Annotated in this window: 18 protein-coding genes; 12 read left to right on the forward strand and 6 right to left on the reverse strand. The window is 69.3% G+C overall.

Annotation, left to right across the window (positions count from 1 at the left end; translation table 11 throughout):
* Positions 1-4: 4 nt before the first annotated feature.
* Positions 5-487, forward strand: a complete 483-nt coding sequence (gene smpB / locus ACFSOX_RS02240; RefSeq protein WP_378476158.1) for an SsrA-binding protein SmpB — start codon at positions 5-7, stop codon at positions 485-487.
* 30 nt (positions 488-517) lie between these two features.
* Here the strand turns inward: smpB and ACFSOX_RS02245 are convergent, their stop codons facing one another.
* Together ACFSOX_RS02245 and ACFSOX_RS02250 are read right to left on the reverse strand one after the other, a co-directional pair.
* Entirely contained in the window at positions 518-1,177 is a 660-nt protein-coding gene (locus ACFSOX_RS02245; RefSeq protein ID WP_378476159.1) for a uracil-DNA glycosylase, read from the reverse strand.
* Between the two features lie 114 nt (positions 1,178-1,291).
* Positions 1,292-1,945, reverse strand: coding sequence for a LabA-like NYN domain-containing protein (locus tag ACFSOX_RS02250; RefSeq protein WP_378476160.1), 654 nt, complete (start codon positions 1,943-1,945; stop codon positions 1,292-1,294).
* A 333-nt stretch (positions 1,946-2,278) separates the two neighbouring features.
* Here ACFSOX_RS02250 and rpoZ point away from each other — a divergent pair, with 333 nt between their 5' ends.
* The 8 genes from rpoZ (at position 2,279) to recO (ending at position 10,545) form a co-directional block, all read left to right on the forward strand.
* On the forward strand, positions 2,279-2,686 hold the full coding sequence (rpoZ, locus tag ACFSOX_RS02255; RefSeq protein ID WP_378476161.1) for a DNA-directed RNA polymerase subunit omega: 408 nt from the start codon (positions 2,279-2,281) through the stop codon (positions 2,684-2,686).
* Between the two features lie 371 nt (positions 2,687-3,057).
* The gene (locus tag ACFSOX_RS02260) at positions 3,058-5,337 is read left to right on the forward strand and encodes a RelA/SpoT family protein (RefSeq protein WP_378476423.1); all 2,280 of its coding nucleotides are present in this window, start codon (positions 3,058-3,060) and stop codon (positions 5,335-5,337) included.
* 329 nt (positions 5,338-5,666) lie between these two features.
* Positions 5,667-6,440 (forward strand): pyridoxine 5'-phosphate synthase, encoded by a 774-nt coding sequence (locus ACFSOX_RS02265; protein ID WP_378476162.1) that lies wholly within the window; start codon positions 5,667-5,669, stop codon positions 6,438-6,440.
* A 16-nt stretch (positions 6,441-6,456) separates the two neighbouring features.
* Entirely contained in the window at positions 6,457-6,906 is a 450-nt protein-coding gene (acpS, locus tag ACFSOX_RS02270) for a holo-ACP synthase (RefSeq protein ID WP_378476163.1), read from the forward strand.
* A 226-nt stretch (positions 6,907-7,132) separates the two neighbouring features.
* Positions 7,133-7,900: a signal peptidase I gene (lepB, locus tag ACFSOX_RS02275; protein ID WP_378476164.1), complete on the forward strand. Its 768-nt coding sequence runs from the start codon at positions 7,133-7,135 to the stop codon at positions 7,898-7,900.
* Entirely contained in the window at positions 7,897-8,610 is a 714-nt protein-coding gene (gene rnc / locus ACFSOX_RS02280; protein WP_378476165.1) for a ribonuclease III, read from the forward strand. Before lepB ends, rnc begins: the two co-directional genes overlap by 4 nt.
* Before the next feature lie 45 nt (positions 8,611-8,655).
* Positions 8,656-9,594: a GTPase Era gene (gene era / locus ACFSOX_RS02285; protein ID WP_378476166.1), complete on the forward strand. Its 939-nt coding sequence runs from the start codon at positions 8,656-8,658 to the stop codon at positions 9,592-9,594.
* A 189-nt stretch (positions 9,595-9,783) separates the two neighbouring features.
* Positions 9,784-10,545 carry a DNA repair protein RecO gene (recO, locus tag ACFSOX_RS02290; protein ID WP_378476167.1) on the forward strand — a complete coding sequence of 254 codons (762 nt, stop codon included), beginning with the start codon at positions 9,784-9,786 and terminating at the stop codon, positions 10,543-10,545.
* Between the two features lie 980 nt (positions 10,546-11,525).
* On the opposite strand, the gene parC is transcribed toward recO, so the two are convergent.
* Entirely contained in the window at positions 11,526-13,778 is a 2,253-nt protein-coding gene (gene parC, locus ACFSOX_RS02295; protein WP_378476168.1) for a DNA topoisomerase IV subunit A, read from the reverse strand.
* 339 nt (positions 13,779-14,117) lie between these two features.
* On the opposite strand from parC, the gene ACFSOX_RS02300 reads away from it, so the two are divergent.
* Positions 14,118-14,393 carry a hypothetical protein gene (locus tag ACFSOX_RS02300; protein WP_378476169.1) on the forward strand — a complete coding sequence of 92 codons (276 nt, stop codon included), beginning with the start codon at positions 14,118-14,120 and terminating at the stop codon, positions 14,391-14,393.
* A gap of 175 nt (positions 14,394-14,568) precedes the next feature.
* Here the strand turns inward: ACFSOX_RS02300 and ACFSOX_RS02305 are convergent, their stop codons facing one another.
* On the reverse strand, positions 14,569-15,639 hold the full coding sequence (locus ACFSOX_RS02305) for a hypothetical protein (protein WP_378476170.1): 1,071 nt from the start codon (positions 15,637-15,639) through the stop codon (positions 14,569-14,571).
* Between the two features lie 274 nt (positions 15,640-15,913).
* Between ACFSOX_RS02305 and ACFSOX_RS02310 the strand changes: the two genes are divergently transcribed.
* A complete protein-coding gene (locus tag ACFSOX_RS02310; RefSeq protein ID WP_378476171.1) occupies positions 15,914-17,431 on the forward strand; it encodes a caspase family protein in 1,518 nt (505 codons plus the stop codon).
* Positions 17,432-17,607: 176 nt separating this feature from the next.
* Here the strand turns inward: ACFSOX_RS02310 and ACFSOX_RS02315 are convergent, their stop codons facing one another.
* Complete coding sequence (locus tag ACFSOX_RS02315; RefSeq protein WP_378476172.1) at positions 17,608-18,351, reverse strand: arginyltransferase; 744 nt, start codon at positions 18,349-18,351, stop codon at positions 17,608-17,610.
* Between the two features lie 239 nt (positions 18,352-18,590).
* Positions 18,591-19,112 (reverse strand): RDD family protein, encoded by a 522-nt coding sequence (locus tag ACFSOX_RS02320; RefSeq protein ID WP_378476173.1) that lies wholly within the window; start codon positions 19,110-19,112, stop codon positions 18,591-18,593.
* 144 nt (positions 19,113-19,256) lie between these two features.
* Here ACFSOX_RS02320 and ACFSOX_RS02325 point away from each other — a divergent pair, with 144 nt between their 5' ends.
* The gene (locus ACFSOX_RS02325; RefSeq protein WP_378476174.1) at positions 19,257-20,504 is read left to right on the forward strand and encodes a threonine ammonia-lyase; all 1,248 of its coding nucleotides are present in this window, start codon (positions 19,257-19,259) and stop codon (positions 20,502-20,504) included.
* Positions 20,505-20,511: the final 7 nt, after the last annotated feature.

Raw genomic sequence — 20,511 nt, forward strand, 5'->3', positions numbered from 1 at the left:
GGCCGTGGCCGAGAAGAAGGAGCCGGCGCGCAAGATCGTCGCGGACAACCGCAAGGCGCGCTTCAACTACGAGATCGGCGAGACCTTCGAGGCGGGCATCGCGTTGCTCGGATCCGAGGTGAAGTCGTTACGCCAAGGGCGCGCGACGATTGCGGAATCCTATGCCGAGGCGAAGGGCGGGGAGATCTGGCTGGTCAACGCCAACATTCCCGAATACCTGCAGGCCGGGCCGTTCTTCAACCACGAGCCGAAGCGGCGGCGGAAGCTGCTGCTCCACAAGCGGCAGATCGCGAGGCTCGCCCAGGGCATCGACCGCGAGGGCATGACCATCGTGCCGCTGCGGATGTATTTCAACGACCGCGGCCGCGCCAAGATCGAGCTGGCGATCGCCCGCGGCAAGAAGCTGCACGACAAGCGCGAGACCGAGAAGAAGCGTGACTGGGATCGCGAGAAGGGCCGCCTGCTGCGCGCCAGCGTGAAGGGCTGAAACAAGGTTCGAGAGCCCGCGGGCGGACGTTCAACGCGGCCGCGGCGGTCCGTCCAGATGCGCCCGGACCTTGGCGAAGACGGCCCGGAACATCGCCGGCGTCAGCACGCCCGTGTTCGTGTTGTAGCGGGAGCAGTGATAGCTGTCGAAGACGGCGGCGCTGCCGTTCGGCCCCGCGTGCACGGCCCCGTGCCCGAACGGGTGGGCGGACTTCTTCCAGCCGAGCGTGCCCATCAGCGTGTCGTGGGCGATGCGGCCGAGCGCCACGATGGCGGCGAGGTTCGGCATCTCGGCCATGGTCGCGACCAGGAACGGTCGGCAGGCGGTGATCTCCGGCCCGGTCGGCTTGTTCTCCGGCGGCACGCAGCGCACCGCATTGGTGATCCGGGCGTCGACGAGCTCCAAGCCGTCGTCGGGTCGCGCCGCGTAGGTGCCGCGGGCGAAGCCGAAGTCGATCAGCGTCTGGTAGAGGAGGTCGCCGGCATAGTCGCCGGTGAACGGCCGGCCGGTGCGGTTGGCGCCGTGCAGGCCGGGGGCCAGCCCGACGATCAGGAGGCGGGCCGAGGGCTCGCCGAAGGACGGCACCGGCGCGTTCTGCCAGTCGGGCTTCTTGGCCCGCCAGGATTCGCGGAATTCGACCAGTCGCGGGCAGCGCGGGCAGTCTCGGTCCGGCTCCGCCGGGCGAACCACCGGCTCCGCCGGGCGAACCACCAGCTCCGCCGGGCGCGCCGTTTCGCCCGGGCCGAGCGCAGGCTCGGCCCGCCGGGATGCGGCGGCGGACGGTCGGGGCACGGGCCGGACCCGTCAGTCTTCGTCGAAGGTGTCGCCGTTGGCCGGCGCCGGGGCCGGCGTCGACGAGCGCGGGGTGGTGCTGCGGGTGAGGAATTGCGGCGTGTGCCGCGGCTCGCGGGCGGCCCGCTCGGCGCGCTCGCCCGGATCACGGCCGATCTTCGGCTGCAGCTCGACGATGTCGAGGAACACGTCGGCTTGGCGGCGCAGCTCGTCGGCCACCATCGGGGGCTGCGTCGAGATGGTCGACACCACGGTGACGCGAACGCCGCGGCGCTGCACGGCCTCGACCAGCGAGCGGAAATCGCCGTCGCCCGAGAACAAAACCATGTGATCGATGTTGCCGGCGATCTCCATGGCATCGACGGCGAGCTCGATGTCCATGTTGCCCTTCACCTTGCGCCGGCCGGTCTGGTCGACGAACTCCTTGGTGGCCTTCGTCACCACCGTGTATCCGTTGTAGTCCAGCCAGTCGATCAGGGGGCGAATCGACGAGTACTCTTGATCTTCGACAACCGCCGTGTAATAGAAGGCGCGCAGAAGATAACCTCGGCCCTGGAACTCGCGCAGTAATCGCTTGTAGTCGATGTCAAATCCAAGCGACTTCGCGGTCGCATAGAGATTTGCTCCATCGATGAACAGAGCGATTTTCTCACTTGGCACTGCCATGGGTCTCTCGTTATTTGGCATCTTAGTATAGCGGATGCATGCCGTGAATGGCCGCGCATCCGGGCTCGCTGCGTCGACGCTCTGTGTACGGACTGTTCGGATGGTCGCGACCGAAATGGGTCGTCACGTGCTTGCCACGCAGAAGCAAGGGCTGCATCCAAAATCCGTGTCAGTCAATCACATATCCGGTCTGCGCTCTTTGTTCTAGTCAATTCACGATCGAAATACCTCATAAAAAATTGCAATGCCGCCCGTCGACCGTTGCACTTTGACACCGGGACGATTACGAGAGAGCAAACCCCACAGGAATTCGATCCAGGAGTCCGCCCTCGCATGGCACGCGTCACCGTCGAAGACTGCATCGACAAGGTCAGCAACCGGTTCGAGCTCGTTCTGCTGGCCGGCCACCGGGCCCGCATGATCTCGTCCGGCGCCCAGATCACGGTCGACCGTGACAACGACAAGAACCCGGTGGTCGCGCTGCGCGAGATCGCCGAAGAGACGATCTCGCCCGAGGATCTCAAGGAAGAGCTCGTCCACTCGCTCCAGAAGTATGTCGAGGTCGACGAGCCCGAGCCCGAGTCGATCCCGCTGATCGGCGCCGGCGGCGAGGGCGTCGATGCCGACGACACCGAGGTCGTGCTGGAGCGGATGACCGAGGAGGAGCTGCTCAAGGGACTCGAGGGCCTGGCCCCGCCCGAGGAGCGGCCCGAGCCGGTCGAGGCCGACGACGAGGAGTGATCGGGCTCGGCGGTGCCGGGCGCCCATGCGGGCGCACGGTCCGCCGGTGCTCCGTTCCATCGGTGATCCGTCCCGCCGGTGATCCGTTATCGTGATCGCGAGTTGGACCGGCGGTGCCCTCGGCCCGCCGGTTTTCTGCTTTTCGATGGTCCGGCGCGCGATCTGGTTCTTTTGCTCCACCATGTTGTTGTTGCGGTAGGAACTCGGCGCCATGTTATCCTGAACGGCGGTTCGCGAGGAGCCGAGTCACGCTCCGTCGCGGTACCGTCTTTCAGCCGCGGTCGGGCACGTCGGACGCGGACAGCGCGAAACGCCGGTCGAGGCCGGCCGAGGAGGTGAGGGTGGGTTCCCCGGTGACGAACTTGCCGCGGATGCAGGTGCAGGCGCCGATCCAGGCGCCGCGCGGCGCCGCGCCCCCCGGGACCACGCCGGCGCCCCCGCCGCCGCCCGCCAAGCGGATGATGCGGCAGTACGAGCTGGTCGAGCGCGTCCGCAAGTACAACCCGAACACCAACGAGGATCTGCTCAACCGCGCCTATGTCTACGCCATGAAGGCGCACGGCGAGCAGCGGCGCGCCTCGGGCGACCCCTATTTCTCGCATCCGCTCGAGGTCGCGGCGATCCTCACCGACCTCAAGCTCGACGATGCGACCATCGTGGCGGCGCTGCTGCACGACACCATCGAGGACACCGACGCCACCCGCACCGACATCGACCAGATCTTCGGCGCCGACATCGGCCATCTGGTCGAGGGGCTGACCAAGCTGAAGAAGCTCGAGCTGGTCTCGCGCGAGGCCAAGCAGGCCGAGAACCTGCGCAAGCTGCTGCTCGCCATCGCCGAGGACGTGCGGGTGCTGTTGGTCAAGCTCGCCGACCGCCTGCACAACATGCGCACCCTCGTCTACATGCCGGTCGAGAAGCGCGGCCGCATCGCCGAGGAGACGATCGACATCTATGCGCCGCTCGCCGGGCGCATGGGCATGCACGAGATGCGCAGCGAGCTCGAGGATCTGGCATTCCGCGAGCTGCATCCCGACGCCTTCAAGGTGATCGACGCGCGGCTCGAGCGTCTCGCCGCCCGCAACAGCGACCTCATCGCGGAAATCGAGCAGCAGCTCACCGTGAAGCTCGCCGCCCGCGGCATCCAGGCCGAGGTGTTCGGCCGCCGCAAGCACGCCTATTCGGTGTGGCGCAAGATGGAGCGCAAGGCGCTCGGCTTCGAGCAGCTCTCCGACATCTACGCGTTCCGGGCGATCGTCGGCTCGCTCGCCGATTGCTACCAGGCGCTCGGCGTCGTCCACACCACCTGGCCGGTGGTGCCGGGCCGCTTCAAGGACTACATCTCGACGCCCAAGCAGAACGACTACCGGTCGATCCACACGACCGTGATCGGGCCGCGCAACCAGCGCGTCGAGCTGCAGATCCGCACCCACGAGATGGACGAGATCGCCGAATACGGCATCGCGGCGCATTCGCTCTACAAGGACGATCTCGGCACGCCCAACGAGACGCTGACGCGCGAATCGAACGCCTATGCGTGGCTGCGCCGCACCATCGAGCTGCTGGCGGTCGGATCCAATCCGGAGGAGTTCCTCGAGCACACCAAGCTCGAGCTGTTCCACGACCAGGTGTTCTGCTTCACCCCCAAGGGCAAGCTGATCGCGCTGCCGCGCTCGGCGACCCCGATCGACTTCGCCTATGCGGTCCATACCGATGTCGGCAACCGCGCGGTCGGGTGCAAGATCAACGGCAAGATCGCGCCGCTGATCTCCGAGCTGCACAACGGCGACGAGGTCGAGATCCTCACCGCGCGCGGACCGAACGCGCTGCCGGCGGCCTGGGAGTCGGTCGTCGTCACCGGCAAGGCGCGGGCCGCGATCCGGCGCGCCACGCGGGTCGCGGTGCGCAACCAGTATGCCGAGCTCGGCAAGCGCATCGTCGAGCGCATGTGCCAGCGGGCGAAGCGCGAATACTCGAACGAGAAGCTCGCCGGCGCGCTGCCGCGCCTCGCCCGCGCGACCATCGAGGACGTGTTCGCCGCGGTCGGCCGCAGCGAGATCAAGGCGTCCGACGTCGTGCGCGCCATGTATCCCGACTACAAGGAGGAGCGGGCGACCGCGGTGCCGAAGCCCGACAAGAGCTGGTTCGGTCTGAAGACCGGGCAGTCGGTGAAGTTCAAGGTGCCGGGCGCGACCGACGACGCGATCCCGATCCGCGGCATCAACTCGGATCTGCCGGTGCGCTTCGCGCCGGAGGGCGGCGCCGTTCCGGGCGACCGCATCGTCGGCATCCTCACGCCCGGCGAGGGTATCACCATCTACCCGATCCAGTCGCCGGCCCTCACCGCCTTCGAGGATCAGCCGGAGCGCTGGCTCGACGTGCGCTGGGACATCGACGAGAAGACGCCGCAGCGCTTCCCGGCCCGTGTCTTCGTCCAGTCGGTCAACGAGCCCGGCTCGCTCGCCCAGGTCTGCCAGGTGATCGCCGACCACGACGGCAACATCGACAACCTGCGGATGAGCCGCAACGCACCCGACTTCAGCCAGCTCACCATCGACCTCGAGGTCTACGACCTCAAGCACCTCACCGCGATCATCTCGCAGCTCCGCGCCAAGACGGTGGTCGCCAAGGCCGACCGGGTGGTGGGGTAGGGGCTCGCCGCAACGCGTCACCTCTCCGGCGACGAGGCTCGTCCTGAAGCTCTTCCCGCGCTCCGGGACGTCTCCCCGCACGCGGGGAGAGGTCGGCGTCGGCGCGACAGGGCGCCAATTCCGGGTGAGGGGGCGTCGCCGCGAGTCTCTGCGCCCGGGATACGCCCCCCGTCCGTTTCGCCGCTGTGCGGCGAGCCACCTTCTCCCCGTCCGAGGGGAGAACGAGCGGGCGCCGTGCCTTCCGAGGGCCGCAGCCGTCGCCCACCCTTGAACCCGTCCCGGTTCTGCGGCACACCGGCGGCCTCGCTCGTGCCTCTCGGAGCCCGCCCGTGACCGCTCCCAAGATCCGCCTCGGCGTCAATGTCGACCATGTCGCCACGTTGCGGAACGCGCGCGGCGGGCGCCATCCCGATCCGCTGCGCGCCGCCGAGCTCGCCGTCGCGGCCGGCGCCGACGGCATCACGGCGCATCTGCGCGAGGATCGCCGCCACATTCGCGACGACGACATGGCGCGACTCAAGTCGCATCTGACCGTGCCGCTCAACATGGAGATGGCGGCGACGTCCGAGATGGTGGAGATCGCGCTGCGGCTGAAGCCACACGCCGCCTGCCTGGTGCCGGAGCGGCGCGAGGAGCGCACGACCGAAGGCGGCCTCGACGTTGCCGCCCAGCTTCCCGATCTGACCCCGCGTGTGGACGCGCTCGGCGCCGCCGGGATCCGGGTGTCGCTGTTCGTCGCCCCCGATGTGCGGCAGCTCGACGCGGCCGTGGCGGCCGGGGCGCCGGTCGTCGAGCTGCACACCGGCACCTGGTGCGACGCCGTGACGGCCGGTGAGCGCCTCGCCGCTCAGGCCGAGTTCGAGCGGATCGTGCGGGCCGCCCGCGAGGCGACGGCGCGCGGCCTCGAGGTGCATGCCGGGCACGGCCTCGACCCGGTGACGGCGGAGGCGATTTCGGCGCTGCCCGAGGTGGTCGAGCTCAACATCGGGCACTGGCTGGTGGCCGAGGCGGTGTTCGACGGCCTCGACGCGGCGATCCGGCGCATGCGCGCGGCCATGCAGCGGGGTCGCGAGGCGGCCGGGCGCGCGGCGGCCGGGCGCTGAGCCCGAGGCGCCGCGCATGATCATCGGCATCGGCACCGACCTCTGCGACATCCGCCGCATCGAGAAGACCCTCGAACGGCACGGCGAGCGCTTCGTCGCACGCTGCTTCACCCCGGTCGAGCGGGCGCTGGCCGAGCGCCGCAAGAACCGGGCCGAGACCTACGCCAAGCGGTTCGCCGCCAAGGAGGCCTGCGCCAAGGCGCTCGGCACCGGCTTCCGCCGCGGTGTGTTCTTCCGCGACCTCGGGGTGGTCAACCTGCCCTCCGGCAAGCCGACGCTGCGGCTGACCGGTGCCGCCGCCGAACGCCTCGCCGCCATGACGCCGCCCGGTTGCGAGGCGAGGATCGATCTCGCGCTGACCGACGAGTATCCGCTCGCCCAGGCCTTCGTGGTGATCTCGGCGGTACCACGGTCCGCCGGGGACGACCCGCGCGCGTCAATTGCGCCGGTCTCGCCGAGCCGCTAGAACCAGGACGCCGCTGCGCCGATCGCGTCGTCGCCGTCTCGTCCGCTGGTCTCGCCCGCGTGTGTCCTGCGGGCCCGCCGCGACGGTTCACCGCCGAACCTCTGTCCCGGTCCGATCGTCGGGGCGACGATCGGTCCGGCCCGCCGCTTCGGCACGACACCGCGTGCAGGCGAACCGCGCCGGCGATCCGGGCAGGTGATCCGGACAGGCGAACAACGAGAGGCCGATGAGCGTGTACGACAGCCAGGAGAAGCCGCAGGAGAAGAAGAAGGAAGGCGGGCTGCTCGAGACCGCGCGCGTCATCTTTCACGCGCTGATCATCGCGCTCGTCATCCGGACCTTCCTGTTCCAGCCGTTCAACATCCCGTCCGGCTCGATGATGGCGACGCTGCTGATCGGCGACTACCTGTTCGTCTCCAAATATTCCTACGGCTACAGCCGCTACTCCTTCCCGCTGTCGCTGCCGCTGTTCAACGGCCGCATCTGGGGCTCGGAGCCACAGCGCGGCGACGTCGTCGTCTTCCGCCTGCCCAAGGACGACTCGACCGACTACATCAAGCGGGTGATCGGGCTGCCCGGCGACCGCATCCAGATGGTCGGAGGCCTCCTGCACATCAACGGCCAGCCGGTGAAGCGCGAGCGCGTCTCCGACTATGTCGACGAGGAGGGCGGCCGCACCGTGCGGGTCCGGCGCTGGAAGGAGACCCTGCCGAACGGCGTCTCCTACGAGACGCTCGACCTGCAGGACAACGGCTTCCTCGACAACACCCCGGTCTACGAGGTGCCGCCCGGCAACTTCTTCATGATGGGCGACAACCGCGACAACTCGACCGACAGCCGGGTGCTGAGCCAGGTCGGCTACGTGCCGCTCGACAACATCATCGGCAAGGCCCAGGTGATCTTCTTCTCGGTCGGCGACGGCGTGCCGGCCTGGCACGTCTGGGCGTGGCCTTACGCGGTGCGTTGGGGGCGACTGCTGACGCTGGTGAGATGAGCACACGGACCAAGCCGGGCCGGCGCGAGCTGGAGGCCCGCATCGGCTACACGTTCTCCGACCCGAAGCTGCTGGAGACGGCGCTGACCCACATCTCGGCGCTCTCCGGCAAGAGCCGCGCCGGCAGCTATCAGCGCCTCGAGTTCCTCGGCGATCACGTCCTCGGCCTCGTCGTCTCCGACATGCTGTTCCGCGGCTTCCCGAAGGCCGAGGAGGGCGAGCTGTCGCGCCGGCTCGCCGACCTGGTCCGCCGCGAGACCTGCGCCGACGTCGCCCGCACGCTCGATCTCGGGCCGGCCATCAAGCTCGGTGTCTCGGAGGCGAACGGCGGCGGGCGGCGCAACACCGCGATCCTTGCCGACATCTGCGAAGCCGTGATCGGCGCCGTGTTCGTCGACGGCGGCTACCCGGCCGCCGCCGCCATGATCGAGGCGCTGTGGGGCGAGCGGATGCGCACGCCGACCCGGCCGCTGCGCGATTCGAAGACGATTCTGCAGGAGTGGGCGCAGGGACGCGGGCTGCCGACGCCCAGCTATCGCGAGATCGAACGCACCGGCCCCCACCACGACCCCGAGTTCAAGGTTCTGGTCGAACTGCCCGACCTGCCGCCGGCCGAAGGCATCGGCCGCTCCAAGCGCGCCGCCGAGCAGGCCGCGGCCGCCGCCTTCCTGGGCCGCGAGGGCGTCGCGAACGCCCCCGCCGACGCCTGATCCCGTTTCCCGAGCCGGTTTCCCGACCTCCCACCGCGAGCCCCGATGACCGACCCCGACACTTCACCCGCCTCCGACGTGGCGCCCGAAAACACCCGGTGCGGCTTCATCGCCGTGATCGGCGCGCCCAATGTGGGCAAGTCGACGCTGGTGAATGCGCTGGTCGGCAGCAAGGTGACGATCGTCAGCCCGAAGGTGCAGACGACCCGCACGCTGGTGCGCGGCATTACTATCGTCGGGGCCTCGCAGCTGATCTTCGTCGACACGCCCGGCATCTTCGCGCCGCGCCGGCGGCTGGAGCGCGCCATGGTGACGACCGCCTGGTCGGGCGCCCAGGACGCCGACCTCGCCCTGCTGGTGGTCGACGCCAAGCGCGGCCTCGACGACGAGACCGGCGCCATCGTCGACAAGCTGCGCGAGGTTCGCCAGCCCAAGGTGCTGGTGCTCAACAAGGTCGACCTGGTGGCGAAGCCCGCCCTGCTGGCGCTGGCGCAGGCGCTGAACGAGCGGGTCGCCTTCGCCGCGACCTTCATGATCTCGGCGACGACCGGCGACGGCGTGGCGCGCGTCGCCGAGACGCTCGCGGCACAGGTGCCGGAGGGGCCGTGGCTCTATCCGGAGGACCAGATGTCGGACGCGCCGATGCGCAGCCTCGCGGCCGAGATCACCCGGGAGAAGCTGTTCCTCAAGCTGCACCAGGAACTGCCTTACCGTTCGACCGTCGAGACCGACTCGTGGACCGAGCAGCCCGACGGCTCGGTGCGCATCGAGCAGACCATCTTCGTCGAGCGCGAAAGCCAGCGGAAGATCGTGCTGGGCAAGGGCGGCCACACCATCAAGTCGATCGGCTCCGACGCGCGCGCCGAGCTCGCCGGCCTGCTCGAGCAGAAGGTCCACCTGTTCCTGTTCGTGAAGGTCCGCGAAAACTGGTCCGACGACCCCGAGCGCTATCGCGAGATGGGGCTGGAGTTCCCGAAGGGGTAGCCTCTGTCGGTCCGGGGCGGCGCGAAAGCGCCGAGCCCGGAACCCGTAACCCCGGTCTTTCGTGAGCCGTCCGGGCTGGGTGTATGGAGTCCGGGCTCGCGAACCTTCGGGTCGCGCCCCGGAATGACCGGTTTCGATGGCGTGGCCGAAGCGCTTCCACCCCACCGAATCCCGGTCTACATCTCTCGCATGCAGTGGTCCGAGGAAGGCATCGTGCTCGGGGTGCGGCGGCACGGCGAGACGAGCGCCATCGTCGAGCTGATGACGCGCGACCACGGGCGCCATCTCGGGCTGGTGCGGGGCGGCGCGGGGCCGCGCCTGCAGCCGGTGCTGCAGCCCGGCAACCGGGTCGCCGCGATCTGGCGGGCGCGGCTCGAGGAGCATCTCGGCACCTATTCGGTCGAAGGGGTGCGGCTGCGCGCCGGCGCGCTCTTGGCCCGTCCGCACGCGCTCTACGGCATCGTCCATCTCGCCGCGCTGACCCGCCTCTTGCCGGAGCGCGACCCGCATCCGCTCGTCCACGACGCCTTGGAGGCGATCCTCGACCATATCGCCGAGCCGGCGCTCGCCGGCGCGCTGGTCGTGCGGTTCGAGCTGCAGCTCCTCGCCGAGCTCGGCTTCGGCCTCGATCTCGACCGCTGCGCCGTCTCCGGCACGGCCGACGACCTCGCCTATGTGTCGCCGAAGTCGGGCCGAGCGGTGTCGCGCGCCGTCGGTGCGCCGTGGCACGACCGGATGCTGCCGCTGCCCCTGTTCCTCGCCGCCGACCATGACGCGGCGCCCCCCGAAAGTCTCGCCGACGCCTTCCGGATGACCGGCTTCTTCCTCGCCCGTCACGTTTTCGAGCCGCGCGGTCTGCCGCTGCCGGATGCCCGCACGGCTTTCCTGGCCGCGGTGGTGCGGGCGAGCGCGCCTCCGGCCGCGCCGACGTGCTGCGCTGCCACCGTCTAGACTGTCGAGCGTCAGATAATTCGCGTCCGGCGCAAATACTTCGGAGTCTTTCTCGCAAGCGCGCAAGCAACGCTGCAACGCAGCGTCAAATTATTTTAACAAGACTGTGGTACCGCTGGAATCGAGGCGGTCTTTGGCCATATGATGGCTGAAAAGGAGAGCCGCCGGAACAAAACCGGCTCCCGACCGTTGCAGAAGGGATCGAGACGTCAGAGGGTCACCATGAACGCATTCGTTCGACGTTTTGTCATGCATTACGGCATCTATCGCCGCTACCCGCTCGCGCGCGTGGACGCTCTGCGGAACGCATGGCGCATCGCCCGGGCGTAGCGCGCGACCGGCCATTCGGCGCCCCTGGCGCGTGACGAACGCGCCGGAGGCGGCCGCACGACGTCCTGCCTCAGGGGCTCCTGGCCCGCCACGGCACCCCGTGGCGGGTCTTCGCGTTTCGGGCCCCGCCGCCGGGCCGCGAGCGGCCGACGCCGCCGTCGCTTATACCAAGCTTCAGCCTTCCCCCTTCAGATCTGCCGCGTCGTCATGCCCGCGCTCGTCGCGGGCATCCACGATCTGGCAACGGTGCAGGATCAAGAGCGTGGATGGCCTGGCGAGCCCGGCCATGACGACGTGAGGTGAGCGACCGTCGAGAGCCGACGGAGCTTCGGGCTCATGCCCATGGCCCTGAGCCCTGACCCGTCATCCTGAGGCGCCCGGCGCCGCCGGGCCTCGAAGGATGCGGCCACCCGAGTCGGCGTCGCCGACTTGGGCTTCGATGGTGTCGATCTCGGGCAGGCCCGAGATCGATGCCGTCGCCCTTCGAGGGCCGCGCTCGCGCAGCCACCTCGGAGGCTGTGAACGGTTCGATTTCTGCACTTTTCGACCTGTGTCGAATCAACGACTTAGCCGGGCCGAAAACGCCGAAAACCGGACAGAGTCACAAGCTCTCAGGGTGACGGTGAGGGGCCGTGCCGGAGACCGTCCGATCAGATCGCGTTCTCGAACTTGCCGCTGCGCGGGAAGCCCTTGGGCGGCAGGCGGCCGGCGTCGGCGCGGTTGCCGCGCCACTCGGCGAGCTCCTTGAGCGTCTGAGTGAACACGCGCCCCGCCGAGTCGGTCCAGCTCAGGCCTTCGGCGCCCGTGAAGGTCTTCAGGTCGGAGAGGCCGCCGTCCTTGTACCTCTGCAGCCGCACGCCCTTGCCGCGGTTCATCTCCGGCACCTGGTCGAGCGGGAAGATCAGGAGCTTGCGGTTCTCGCCGATCACCGCGACCTGATCGCCCGTGACGGTCGTCACCAGCCGCGCCTCGTCCGGCATCTCGACATTGAGCACCTGCTTGCCGCGCCGCGTGTTGGCGAGGCACTCGTCCTCGGCGACCACGAAGCCGTGGCCGCCGCGGCTCGCCACCAGGAACTTGCGGCCGCCGACGAACGGGAAGACGGCGACGAGGTCGGCCTCCTGCTCCATGTCGATGTAGAGGCGCACCGGCTCGCCGTGGCCGCGCCCGCCCGGCAGCTTGCCGGCCTCGAGCGTGTAGAAGCGGCCGTTGGTGGCGAGCACCAGAAGCTTCGAGGTCGTCTCCGCCGGGAACGCGAACTTGAGCTTGTCGTCGGCCTTGAACTGGACGCCGGACAGGTCCGTCACGGTGCCCTTGAGAGCCCGGATCCAGCCCTTGTCCGAGACCACGACGGTGATCGGCTCGCGGATCACCATCGCCTCCTCGATCGCCGCCTCGTCGTGGGCGGGCGCCTCGGCGAAGCCGGTGCGGCGCTTGCCGAGCGGCGTCTTGGGGCCGAACTTGGTCCTCACGTCGCGGATCTGCTCGGCGATCTTGGCCCACTGCTTGGGCTCGGAATCGACCAGGCCCTGCAGCTCGCGCTGCTCGGCGCGCAGCGCCTTGTCCTCGGAGCGGATCTCCATCTCCTCCAGCTTGCGCAGGTTGCGCAGCCGCATGTTGAGGATCGCTTCCGCCTGCACCTCGGTGAGCTTGAACGTCTTCATCAGGACGGGCTTGGGCTCGTCCTCGGTGCGGATGATCTTGATCACCTTGTCGAGGTTCAGATAGGCGACCAGATAGCCGCCCAGAATCTCGAGCCGGTGGGCGATGACGCCGAGCCGGTGGTTGGAGCGTCGCACCAGCACGTCGCGGCGGTGGTCGAGCCACTCGCGCAGCGCCTCGTGCAGGCCGATCACCTTGGGGATGCGGCCGCCGACCAGCACGTTCATGTTGAGCGGGATGCGCGACTCGAGATCGGTCAGCTTGAACAGCGACTCCATCAGGAGCTCGGCGTCGACCGTTTTCGCGCGGGGCTCGATCACGAGCCTTATGTCCTCGGCCGACTCGTCGCGCACGTCGCCGACCAGCGGCAGCTTCTTCTCGTTCAGCAGCTCGGCGATGCGCTCGACGAGGCGCGACTTCTGGACGAGCCACGGGATCTCGGTGATCACGATCAGCCAGGTGCCGCGCGCGCCGTCCTCCTTGTGCCAGCGCGCCCGCACCCGGAACGAGCCGCGGCCCGTCTCGTAGGCCTCGGCGATCGTCGCGCGGCTGTCGATGATCAGGCCGCCGGTCGGGAAGTCCGGACCGGGGACGTGTTTCATCAGCGCCTTCGGCTTGGCGTCGGGATGCTCGATCAGATGCAGGGCGGCGTCGCACAGCTCGGCGGCGTTGTGGGGCGGGATGGCGGTCGCCATGCCGACCGCGATGCCTTGCGCGCCGTTGGCGAGCAGATTGGGGAACGCGCCGGGCAGCACCACGGGCTCCTGCTCGGAGCCGTCATAGGTCGGGCGGAAGTCGACCGCGTCCTCGTCGAGGCCGTCGAGCATCAGCCGCGCGACTTCGGTGAGGCGCGCCTCGGTGTATCGCATGGCGGCGGCGTTGTCGCCGTCGATGTTGCCGAAATTGCCCTGGCCGTCGACCATCGGGAAGCGGACCGAGAAGTCCTGCGCGAGGCGCACCAGCGCGTCGTAGACGGCCTGGTCGCCGTGCGGGTGGAACTTGCCGATCACGTCGCCGACCACGCGGGCGCATTTCTTGAACGCCGCGCCGGGATCGAGGCGCAGCTCGCGCATCGCGTAGAGCAGGCGCCGATGCACCGGCTTGAGGCCGTCGCGCGCGTCGGGGAGCGCACGGTGCATGATGGTCGAGAGCGCATAGGCGAGATAGCGCTCCTCCAGGGCCTCGCGCAGCGCGACGTCGTGCACGTCCGACGGATCGGAGGGAATCAGGGTCTTGGTCATGGGGCGATCGAATAGCCCGCGGGCCGGACGCGAACAATATCGCCGCGGCCGCGTTGGGGAGGAACCGTAGGCCGCGGCCGTCGGATGAACGCCGGATGAATGGCATCTCCATAATATTGCTGTGTTTGGAAGGTCTTATCCCGATCGGCGGCGCCCGCTGCCGGGCCTCGGGGATCATACGGGACCAAGCGACGGAGGATCGGCGCGACCTGGGTACGCCACCCTTGACGGCATCGACGGCGTCGGGGAGCCGACGTCGACACCGAATCTGTCCCAGTCATGGACCGTCGCCGGCCTGCACGGCCGGACGTTTCGTCGACGGTCGGAGAGGAGATCGACATGCGTGGAACGATCCTGGCCGCGGCTGCTGCCGTCGGTATCGGGCTGTTCGGAATGGCGCCCGCCTCCGCGGCGCCTGCCACCGGGGCTGCCGGCCTTCTGTCGGCGGCCGAGGTCCAGGAAGCGGTCATTCAGGCGCAGTGGCACTATGCCCGCCGCAGCCACTGGCGCTGGGGCAGCCGCGGCTATGTCCACGGCCCCAACCGCAGCCATTGGCGGTGGGGCAGCCGCCCGCGCTGCCACTGGCGCGGTCGCAGCGTTTGGGGGCCGTGCTGAGCGACATGCGGCGCTGACGGACCGATGCTGACGGACCGATGCTGACGGAACGATCATGACGGAACGATCATGACGACGATGGCCGGCCCGTTCGCGGGCCGGCTTTGTTGTCTGGCCCGGGATGACCACGGCGTGCCGGCGCCGCGCTCTCGATGAGAGAGCCGGAGCCGACCCGTTACCCCTTCTTCCGGCCCTTGCGGCGCAGCTCCTTGATGGCGCGGGGCACCGGATCGAAGCGCTGCTGGCTCTCCTCGTCGACGACGAAGCAGGCGGGATGGTTCGCCTCCGGCACCCGCTTGTCGGTGGCGCAGCGATCGAACGCGGCGAGCTCCTTCGGGCTCTGATAGTAGTAATAGGGCGCGATCATGAAGCGCTGGGCGCCGTCGCCCCAGCCGCCGAAGCGGTCGATCTTGCCCTTCAGCGCGGGCGCGACCTGCAGGATCATGTCGCGGAAGCTGTCGTCCGTGATGAAGTTGTCCGGGAGCTGATCGAACGGTCCGTCGAAATAGTTGTTCACCCGCGAGTTGGCGAAGGCGACGCCGACCAGAATCTTCCGCGGGCGCCGGTCGTCGACGAAGAAGCCGTAGCCGGTGCGCTTGCCGACGACGATGCGGCCGGACTTCTCCGGCACGAACTGCTCCGGCACCGGCACGGTCTCGTCGAGCACGTAGTGGAAGAGCTTCAGCCGCGGGTTGAACACCAGGAAGAAGCGCAGCCCCGACTCGTCGAAGATCGGCCCGACGAACTTCTCGTCCGGCGCCAGCGTGCCGTCCGGCGGCGTCACGCCGGAGAGGTCGTTGAGGGCGAACAGCACGCTCTTGCCCCGATAGGTCACGCGGTAGAGGAACCGCTCGACCTTCTCCACCGTGACGTCGTTGGTCTGGTCGAGCACGACGTGAATCACGTCGGTCTCCTCGCGCCAGTCGGCGAGATCCTCCGAATAGGCGAAGTGCAGCTTGCCCTTGTCGCGGTCGCTGGCATCGAGCCGGATGTTGCCGTTCCACGGCGCGCCGTCGGCCAGGAAGGTGAAGTAGTAGTAGTTCTCGGTCGGGTAGACGGCCACGCGATCGGGAAGGGCCTCGAACACGCTGCCGAACATGGCGACCGGGTCGTCGACCGGCAGCCGTGTCGCGGCTCTCAGCTCCTCGTTATAGCCCTGATTGGTGTGGAGCCGCAGCGGCCCGGCGGCGCGTGCGTCATCCGGTGGGCCGAGCAGCAGGACGGTCGCACAGATGGCCGTCAGCACGCCCGTGACGCGGCGCCAAACGCGACGGATGGCGGTTTGCGTGGCACCGGGCACGCGCGAAAGGGCGGACAGGTCATCGCGCCGGAACAGGAGCGGCCGGCGGCGTGGGCGACACATCGCGAAGAACTCCAGGACGAGGGACCGTCTCCAGGTGCGGCACGAAAGTGCGGATTTGTTGACGGCCATCAACCCGGGTGTCGATTTTGCCTGGAACGGTTCGAACCGAAAGTCGCGTTGCCCCGACAAGACACCGTGAACCCCTGGAGGTGCGGTCATGGCGTGGCGTGTGCTGACGATCGTCGCGACACTCGGGGCGCTCGGCGCCTTCGGTGCCGCCCAGGCGGAGCCCAGATTGGCTCTGGTGATCGGAAACTCGGCCTATCAGGCCGTCACCGAGCTTCCCAACCCGGCGAACGACGCCAAGGCGATGGCCGAGCTGCTCTCCTCGGCCGGGTTCGAGGTGACGACGGCGCCCGATCTCGGCCAGGCCGAGATGCGCAAGGCCGTCGGTGATTTCGCCGCCAAGGTGGCGAGCAAGGGCCCGGACGCCGTCTCGCTGGTGTTCTACGCGGGCCACGGCCTCCAGGTCGACGGCGAGAACTTTCTGGTGCCGGTCGACGCGAGGATCGCCCGCGAGGCCGACGTGCCGCTGCAGACCGTGCGGCTCGCCGACGTGATGAACGCGCTCGCCGCGGTGCCGAGCCGCACCCGTATCGTCATCCTCGACGCCTGCCGCAACAACCCGTTCTCCGAGATCAACAAAGTGGTCGGCCGCGGGCTCGCCATCGTCGACGCGCCGGCCGGCTCGATCGTCTCCTACTCGACCGCACCGGGCTCCGAGGCCGAGGACGGGGAGGGGTCGAACAGCCCCTACACGCGGGCGCTCTTGAGCGTCGCCAAGGAGCCGGGCGTGCCGATCGAGCAGGCGTTCAAGCGGGTGCGCTATGCGGTGCACCAGGAGACGTCGGGCCGGCAGACGCCGTGGGAGAGCTCGTCGCTCACCGCCGACTTCACGTTCTTCCCCGGCGTCGCGACGTCGCCCCCGGCCGTGCCCCCGGTGGTCGCGGCCACCGACACCCGGGCCAAGGGCGGCACGACCGCTGCGACCGGCACCAAGGTGGCCGTCGCGACCACCGGCGGGCGCGTGAGCCTCCGCACGGTCGAATCTTGGCGCACCGAGCTCAAGCCGCTGCGCCAGCCCGACGCCTACGAGCGGGTGATCGCCGAGGACACGGTCGAGGCCTACCAGGCCTATCTGCAGCTGTTCTCGGCGACCCCGTACCAGACGCGGGTGCGCGACATCGTCGAGCGCCGCAAGGTGATGATCGCCTGGTACACGGCCGTCACCGTGAACACGACGGCGTCCTACGAACTGTTCCTGGCGCAGCATCCGGGCTCCGACCTGATGCTGACGGCGCAGCGCCTGCTGTCGCGGGCCGGCAACCGCCAGATCGCCATCGCGACGCCGGTCGCCGTCGCGCCGGTCTGCCCGCCGGTGCCGGCCCCTGTCGTCCAGCCGACGCGGCGTAAGGCCGAGAAGACCGAGAAGCCGAGCAAGAAGACGCCGAAGCGCACGGCGATCCGCGACTCCGGCCCGTCGCCGCCCCCGCCGTCGGCCGGCCCGCCCCCGGCTGCGATCGGCATCGGGATCGGCATCGGGATCGGCTCGATGATCCGCCGACCGCCTTCGTCCGGCCCGAGCCATGTGAGCCCGGGCGGCCACTCGCACGGCCCGTCCGGACAGACCGGCCCGAGCGGCGGCGGCATGCGCAGCGGCTACGGCCTGCGGTAGCGGGCGGTGTGTTCGGTGCAGGGGGGAGGGTCGTTCCGGGGCGGCGCACTCGGGTCGGTGCTTCGCGCCGCCCGAGCACAGGCTCCGTGCCGAACCCGGTATCCAGCCAGACACGGCGCTTTCCGTCAGATTCCGGGCTCGGGCCACCGGGTCGCGCCCCGGAACGACGGCATCGCTCACCCGTCGATGCGGTCCCAGCCTTCCGGGCCGAGGCGCTCCTGGGGCAGGAAGCGGGCCTTGTAGTCCATCTTGCGCGAGCCGTTCACCCAGTAGCCGAGATACACGTAGGCGAGGCCCATGGCGCGGGCACGGGCGATGTGGTCGAGGATCATCAGCGTGCCGAGCGAGCGGCTGCTCTCCTCCGGCTCGAAGAACGAGTAGACCATCGACAGCCCGTCCTTGAGGACGTCGGTGAGGCTGACCGCCAGAAGCTCGCCGCGGCGGCCGAAGCCGATGTCGCCGCCGCGCCGCCGATACTCGACGAGGCGGGTGTCGACATGGCTGTCCTCGATCATCATGGCGTAGTCGAGCACCGTCATGTCGGCCATGCCGCCGTCCTGGTGGCGGGCGTCCAGATAGGCGCGGAAGACGCCGTACTGCTCCGAGGTCGGCACCGCGACCCGCATCTCGCCGGCGAGATCGCGGTTGCGCTCCAGCACCCGTCGCAGGTTGCGGGTCGGTCGGAAGTCGTCGACCAGCACGCGCACGGAGACGCAGCCGCGGCAGCCCTCGCAGGCCGGCCGGTAGGCGATCGACTGGCTGCGGCGGAAGCCGCCGTGGGTGAGCAGGTTGTTGAGGTCGCTGGCGCGCTCGCCGACCAGGTGGGTGAAGACCTTGCGTTCCTCGCGGCCCGGCAGATACGGGCAGGGCGACGGCGCCGTGAGGTAGAATTGCGGCGTGTCGCGAGAATGCTGGGTCACGCGGCGAACCTCGCGCCGGCAGGCAGGGCGCCGGCAGGCAGGCGAGCCGATGCCGGCCGCTCCGCTCGACCCGGATCCGACGATTCTCGACCGGCGCTCGCCTCTGCAACCCGGGCGCCGAAGCCCACCCCGCAGACCATCATCGCCTTCAGTAACCAGTCCCGCTCGGTCGCCAGCCCGGTTCGACACCAATTTCGTCGGGTGTGACCCGGATTTCGTCGGGTGTGACCCGGACCCGCTCAGTAACCGAGCCCGGCCGCCCGCAGGCGTGCGGCCCGTGGCCCGTTGTTGATCACCACCGTACCGAGCAGGATATCATGGAGAAGCCGCCGGCGGTGATTGAAAAAACACACCAGCAGGACGAGCGGCGAGAGGACCGAGATCGACACCCAGAACACCACGGCATGCACGGCCCCGAGCAGGAAGGTCGACGGCGCCCCGTCGCCCTGCCGCATCTGCAGGTCGACCATGCGCATGCCCCAGGTGGCCGTTTCGGGTCCGCCCAGCGTGGTTCCGTAGTATAGAAGCGCCCAGATCACGGTCGCCGGACCGGCCAGCCAGAACAGCGCCCACCCCAGGCCGAGCGTCACGATCCCGAGGAGGAACACGGCGATCGTGGCCACGGCCACCGGAACGAACAGGATGACGACGTCGATCATGAACGCGATGACGCGGCGCGTAAGCACGCCCTCGAATCGTTCGGGATCCCGGAACGGGTCGAGCAGCGGCGGCTCGGAACGGGTCAGCTCGGAGTACGCCATGGGGCTCCTCGTCAGGATCCTGGTCGGGAACGATTTCCGCGCCGTGCAGGGTCGGCGCTCCTCCAGATGGCCGTGCCCGACGAGCGCCGCAAGTGGGGCGCGCGGCGCCGCCGCAGCCGATCGCCGGATCGTGAGGACGCAGCCATGACCGCCACCGTGACCGCCACCGCCACCGTCACGCTCGCCGACGTGGAAGCCGCTCGAACGCTCTTGAACGGGCAGGTGATCGCCACCCCGATGCTGCCGGCGCCGCGGCTCTCGGCCCTGACCGGCGCCGAGGTGTTCGTGAAGTACGAGAACCTGCAGGTCACCAACTCGTTCAAGGATCGCGGCGCCTATGTGAAGCTCGCGCGGCTCGACGACGCGGCGCGCGAGCGCGGCGTGATCGCTATGTCGGCCGGCAACCACGCCCAGGCGGTCGCGTATCACGCCCAGCGGCTCGGCGTGCCGGCCACCATCGTGATGCCGGAGACGACGCCCTTCGTGAAGGTCGCCTCGACCAAGGCGTTCGGCGCCACCGTGGTGCTGGACGGCGAGACGCTGGCCGACTCGCAGCGCCGCGCCGAGGCGATCATCGCCGAGCAGGGGCTCACCCTCGTCCACCCCTACGACGACCCCGACATCGTCGCCGGGCAGGGGACGATCGCGCTCGAGATGCTCGAGGCGGTGCCGGATCTCGACACGCTGGTGATCCCGATCGGCGGCGGCGGGCTGATCTCCGGCAACGCCGTGGCGGCGCGCGGCATGAAGCCGGACATCGAGGTCGTCGGGGTCGAGGCGACGCTCTATCCGGCGATGCGCAACGCGATCAGCGGCGAGACGCGGCCGGTCGGCGGGCCGACGCTGGCCGAGGGCATCGCGGTGAAGAATGTCGGCCGCCTCACCCGGCCGATCATCGAGGCGCTCGTCTCCGACATCGTGCTGGTCGACGAGGCGCAGCTCGAGCAGGCCGTCAACGCCTATCTCACCCTGCAGAAGACCATGGCCGAGGGGGCCGGCGCGGCCGGGCTCGCCGCCATGCTGGCGCGGCCCGAGCGGTTCCGCGGCAAGCGAGTCGGGCTCGTGCTGTGCGGCGGCAACATCGACCCGCGCATCCTCGCCTCGATCATGGTGCGCGAGCTCGAGCGCCAGTCCCGCATCGTCTCGATCCGGCTGACGATTCCGGACCGCCCGGGGGTGCTCGGCGCGATCGCGACGCTGCTCGGCGAGCACGGCGCCAACATTCTCGAGGTGGTCCACCACCGCCTGTTCCTCGACGTGCCGGCCAAGGGCGCCAAGGTCGACGTCACCGTGGAGGCGCGCGACCGCGCCCATGGCCGCGAGATCGTCGAGGCCTTCGCGGCGCACGGCTACGACCCGGAGCGCATCGAGACCGTCAAGGCGATCGAGTAGGGCCGGG

Origin of the sequence: Rhodoplanes azumiensis (assembly GCF_042682915.1) — a bacterium.
Taxonomy (GTDB): Bacteria; Pseudomonadota; Alphaproteobacteria; order Rhizobiales; family Xanthobacteraceae; genus Rhodoplanes; species Rhodoplanes azumiensis.

Coding starts and splice junctions, on each gene's coding strand:
- recO (WP_378476167.1), top strand. CDS start 9,784: ATGCAGTGGTCCGAGGAAGGCATCGTGCTCGGGGTGCGGCGGCACGGC.
- ACFSOX_RS02325 (WP_378476174.1), top strand. CDS start 19,257: ATGACCGCCACCGTGACCGCCACCGCCACCGTCACGCTCGCCGACGTG.
- rpoZ (WP_378476161.1), top strand. CDS start 2,279: ATGGCACGCGTCACCGTCGAAGACTGCATCGACAAGGTCAGCAACCGG.
- ACFSOX_RS02300 (WP_378476169.1), top strand. CDS start 14,118: ATGCGTGGAACGATCCTGGCCGCGGCTGCTGCCGTCGGTATCGGGCTG.
- ACFSOX_RS02320 (WP_378476173.1), bottom strand. CDS start 19,112: ATGGCGTACTCCGAGCTGACCCGTTCCGAGCCGCCGCTGCTCGACCCG.
- rnc (WP_378476165.1), top strand. CDS start 7,897: ATGAGCACACGGACCAAGCCGGGCCGGCGCGAGCTGGAGGCCCGCATC.
- era (WP_378476166.1), top strand. CDS start 8,656: ATGACCGACCCCGACACTTCACCCGCCTCCGACGTGGCGCCCGAAAAC.
- lepB (WP_378476164.1), top strand. CDS start 7,133: ATGAGCGTGTACGACAGCCAGGAGAAGCCGCAGGAGAAGAAGAAGGAA.
- ACFSOX_RS02310 (WP_378476171.1), top strand. CDS start 15,914: ATGGCGTGGCGTGTGCTGACGATCGTCGCGACACTCGGGGCGCTCGGC.
- acpS (WP_378476163.1), top strand. CDS start 6,457: ATGATCATCGGCATCGGCACCGACCTCTGCGACATCCGCCGCATCGAG.
- ACFSOX_RS02250 (WP_378476160.1), bottom strand. CDS start 1,945: ATGGCAGTGCCAAGTGAGAAAATCGCTCTGTTCATCGATGGAGCAAAT.
- parC (WP_378476168.1), bottom strand. CDS start 13,778: ATGACCAAGACCCTGATTCCCTCCGATCCGTCGGACGTGCACGACGTC.
- ACFSOX_RS02260 (WP_378476423.1), top strand. CDS start 3,058: ATGCAGGTGCAGGCGCCGATCCAGGCGCCGCGCGGCGCCGCGCCCCCC.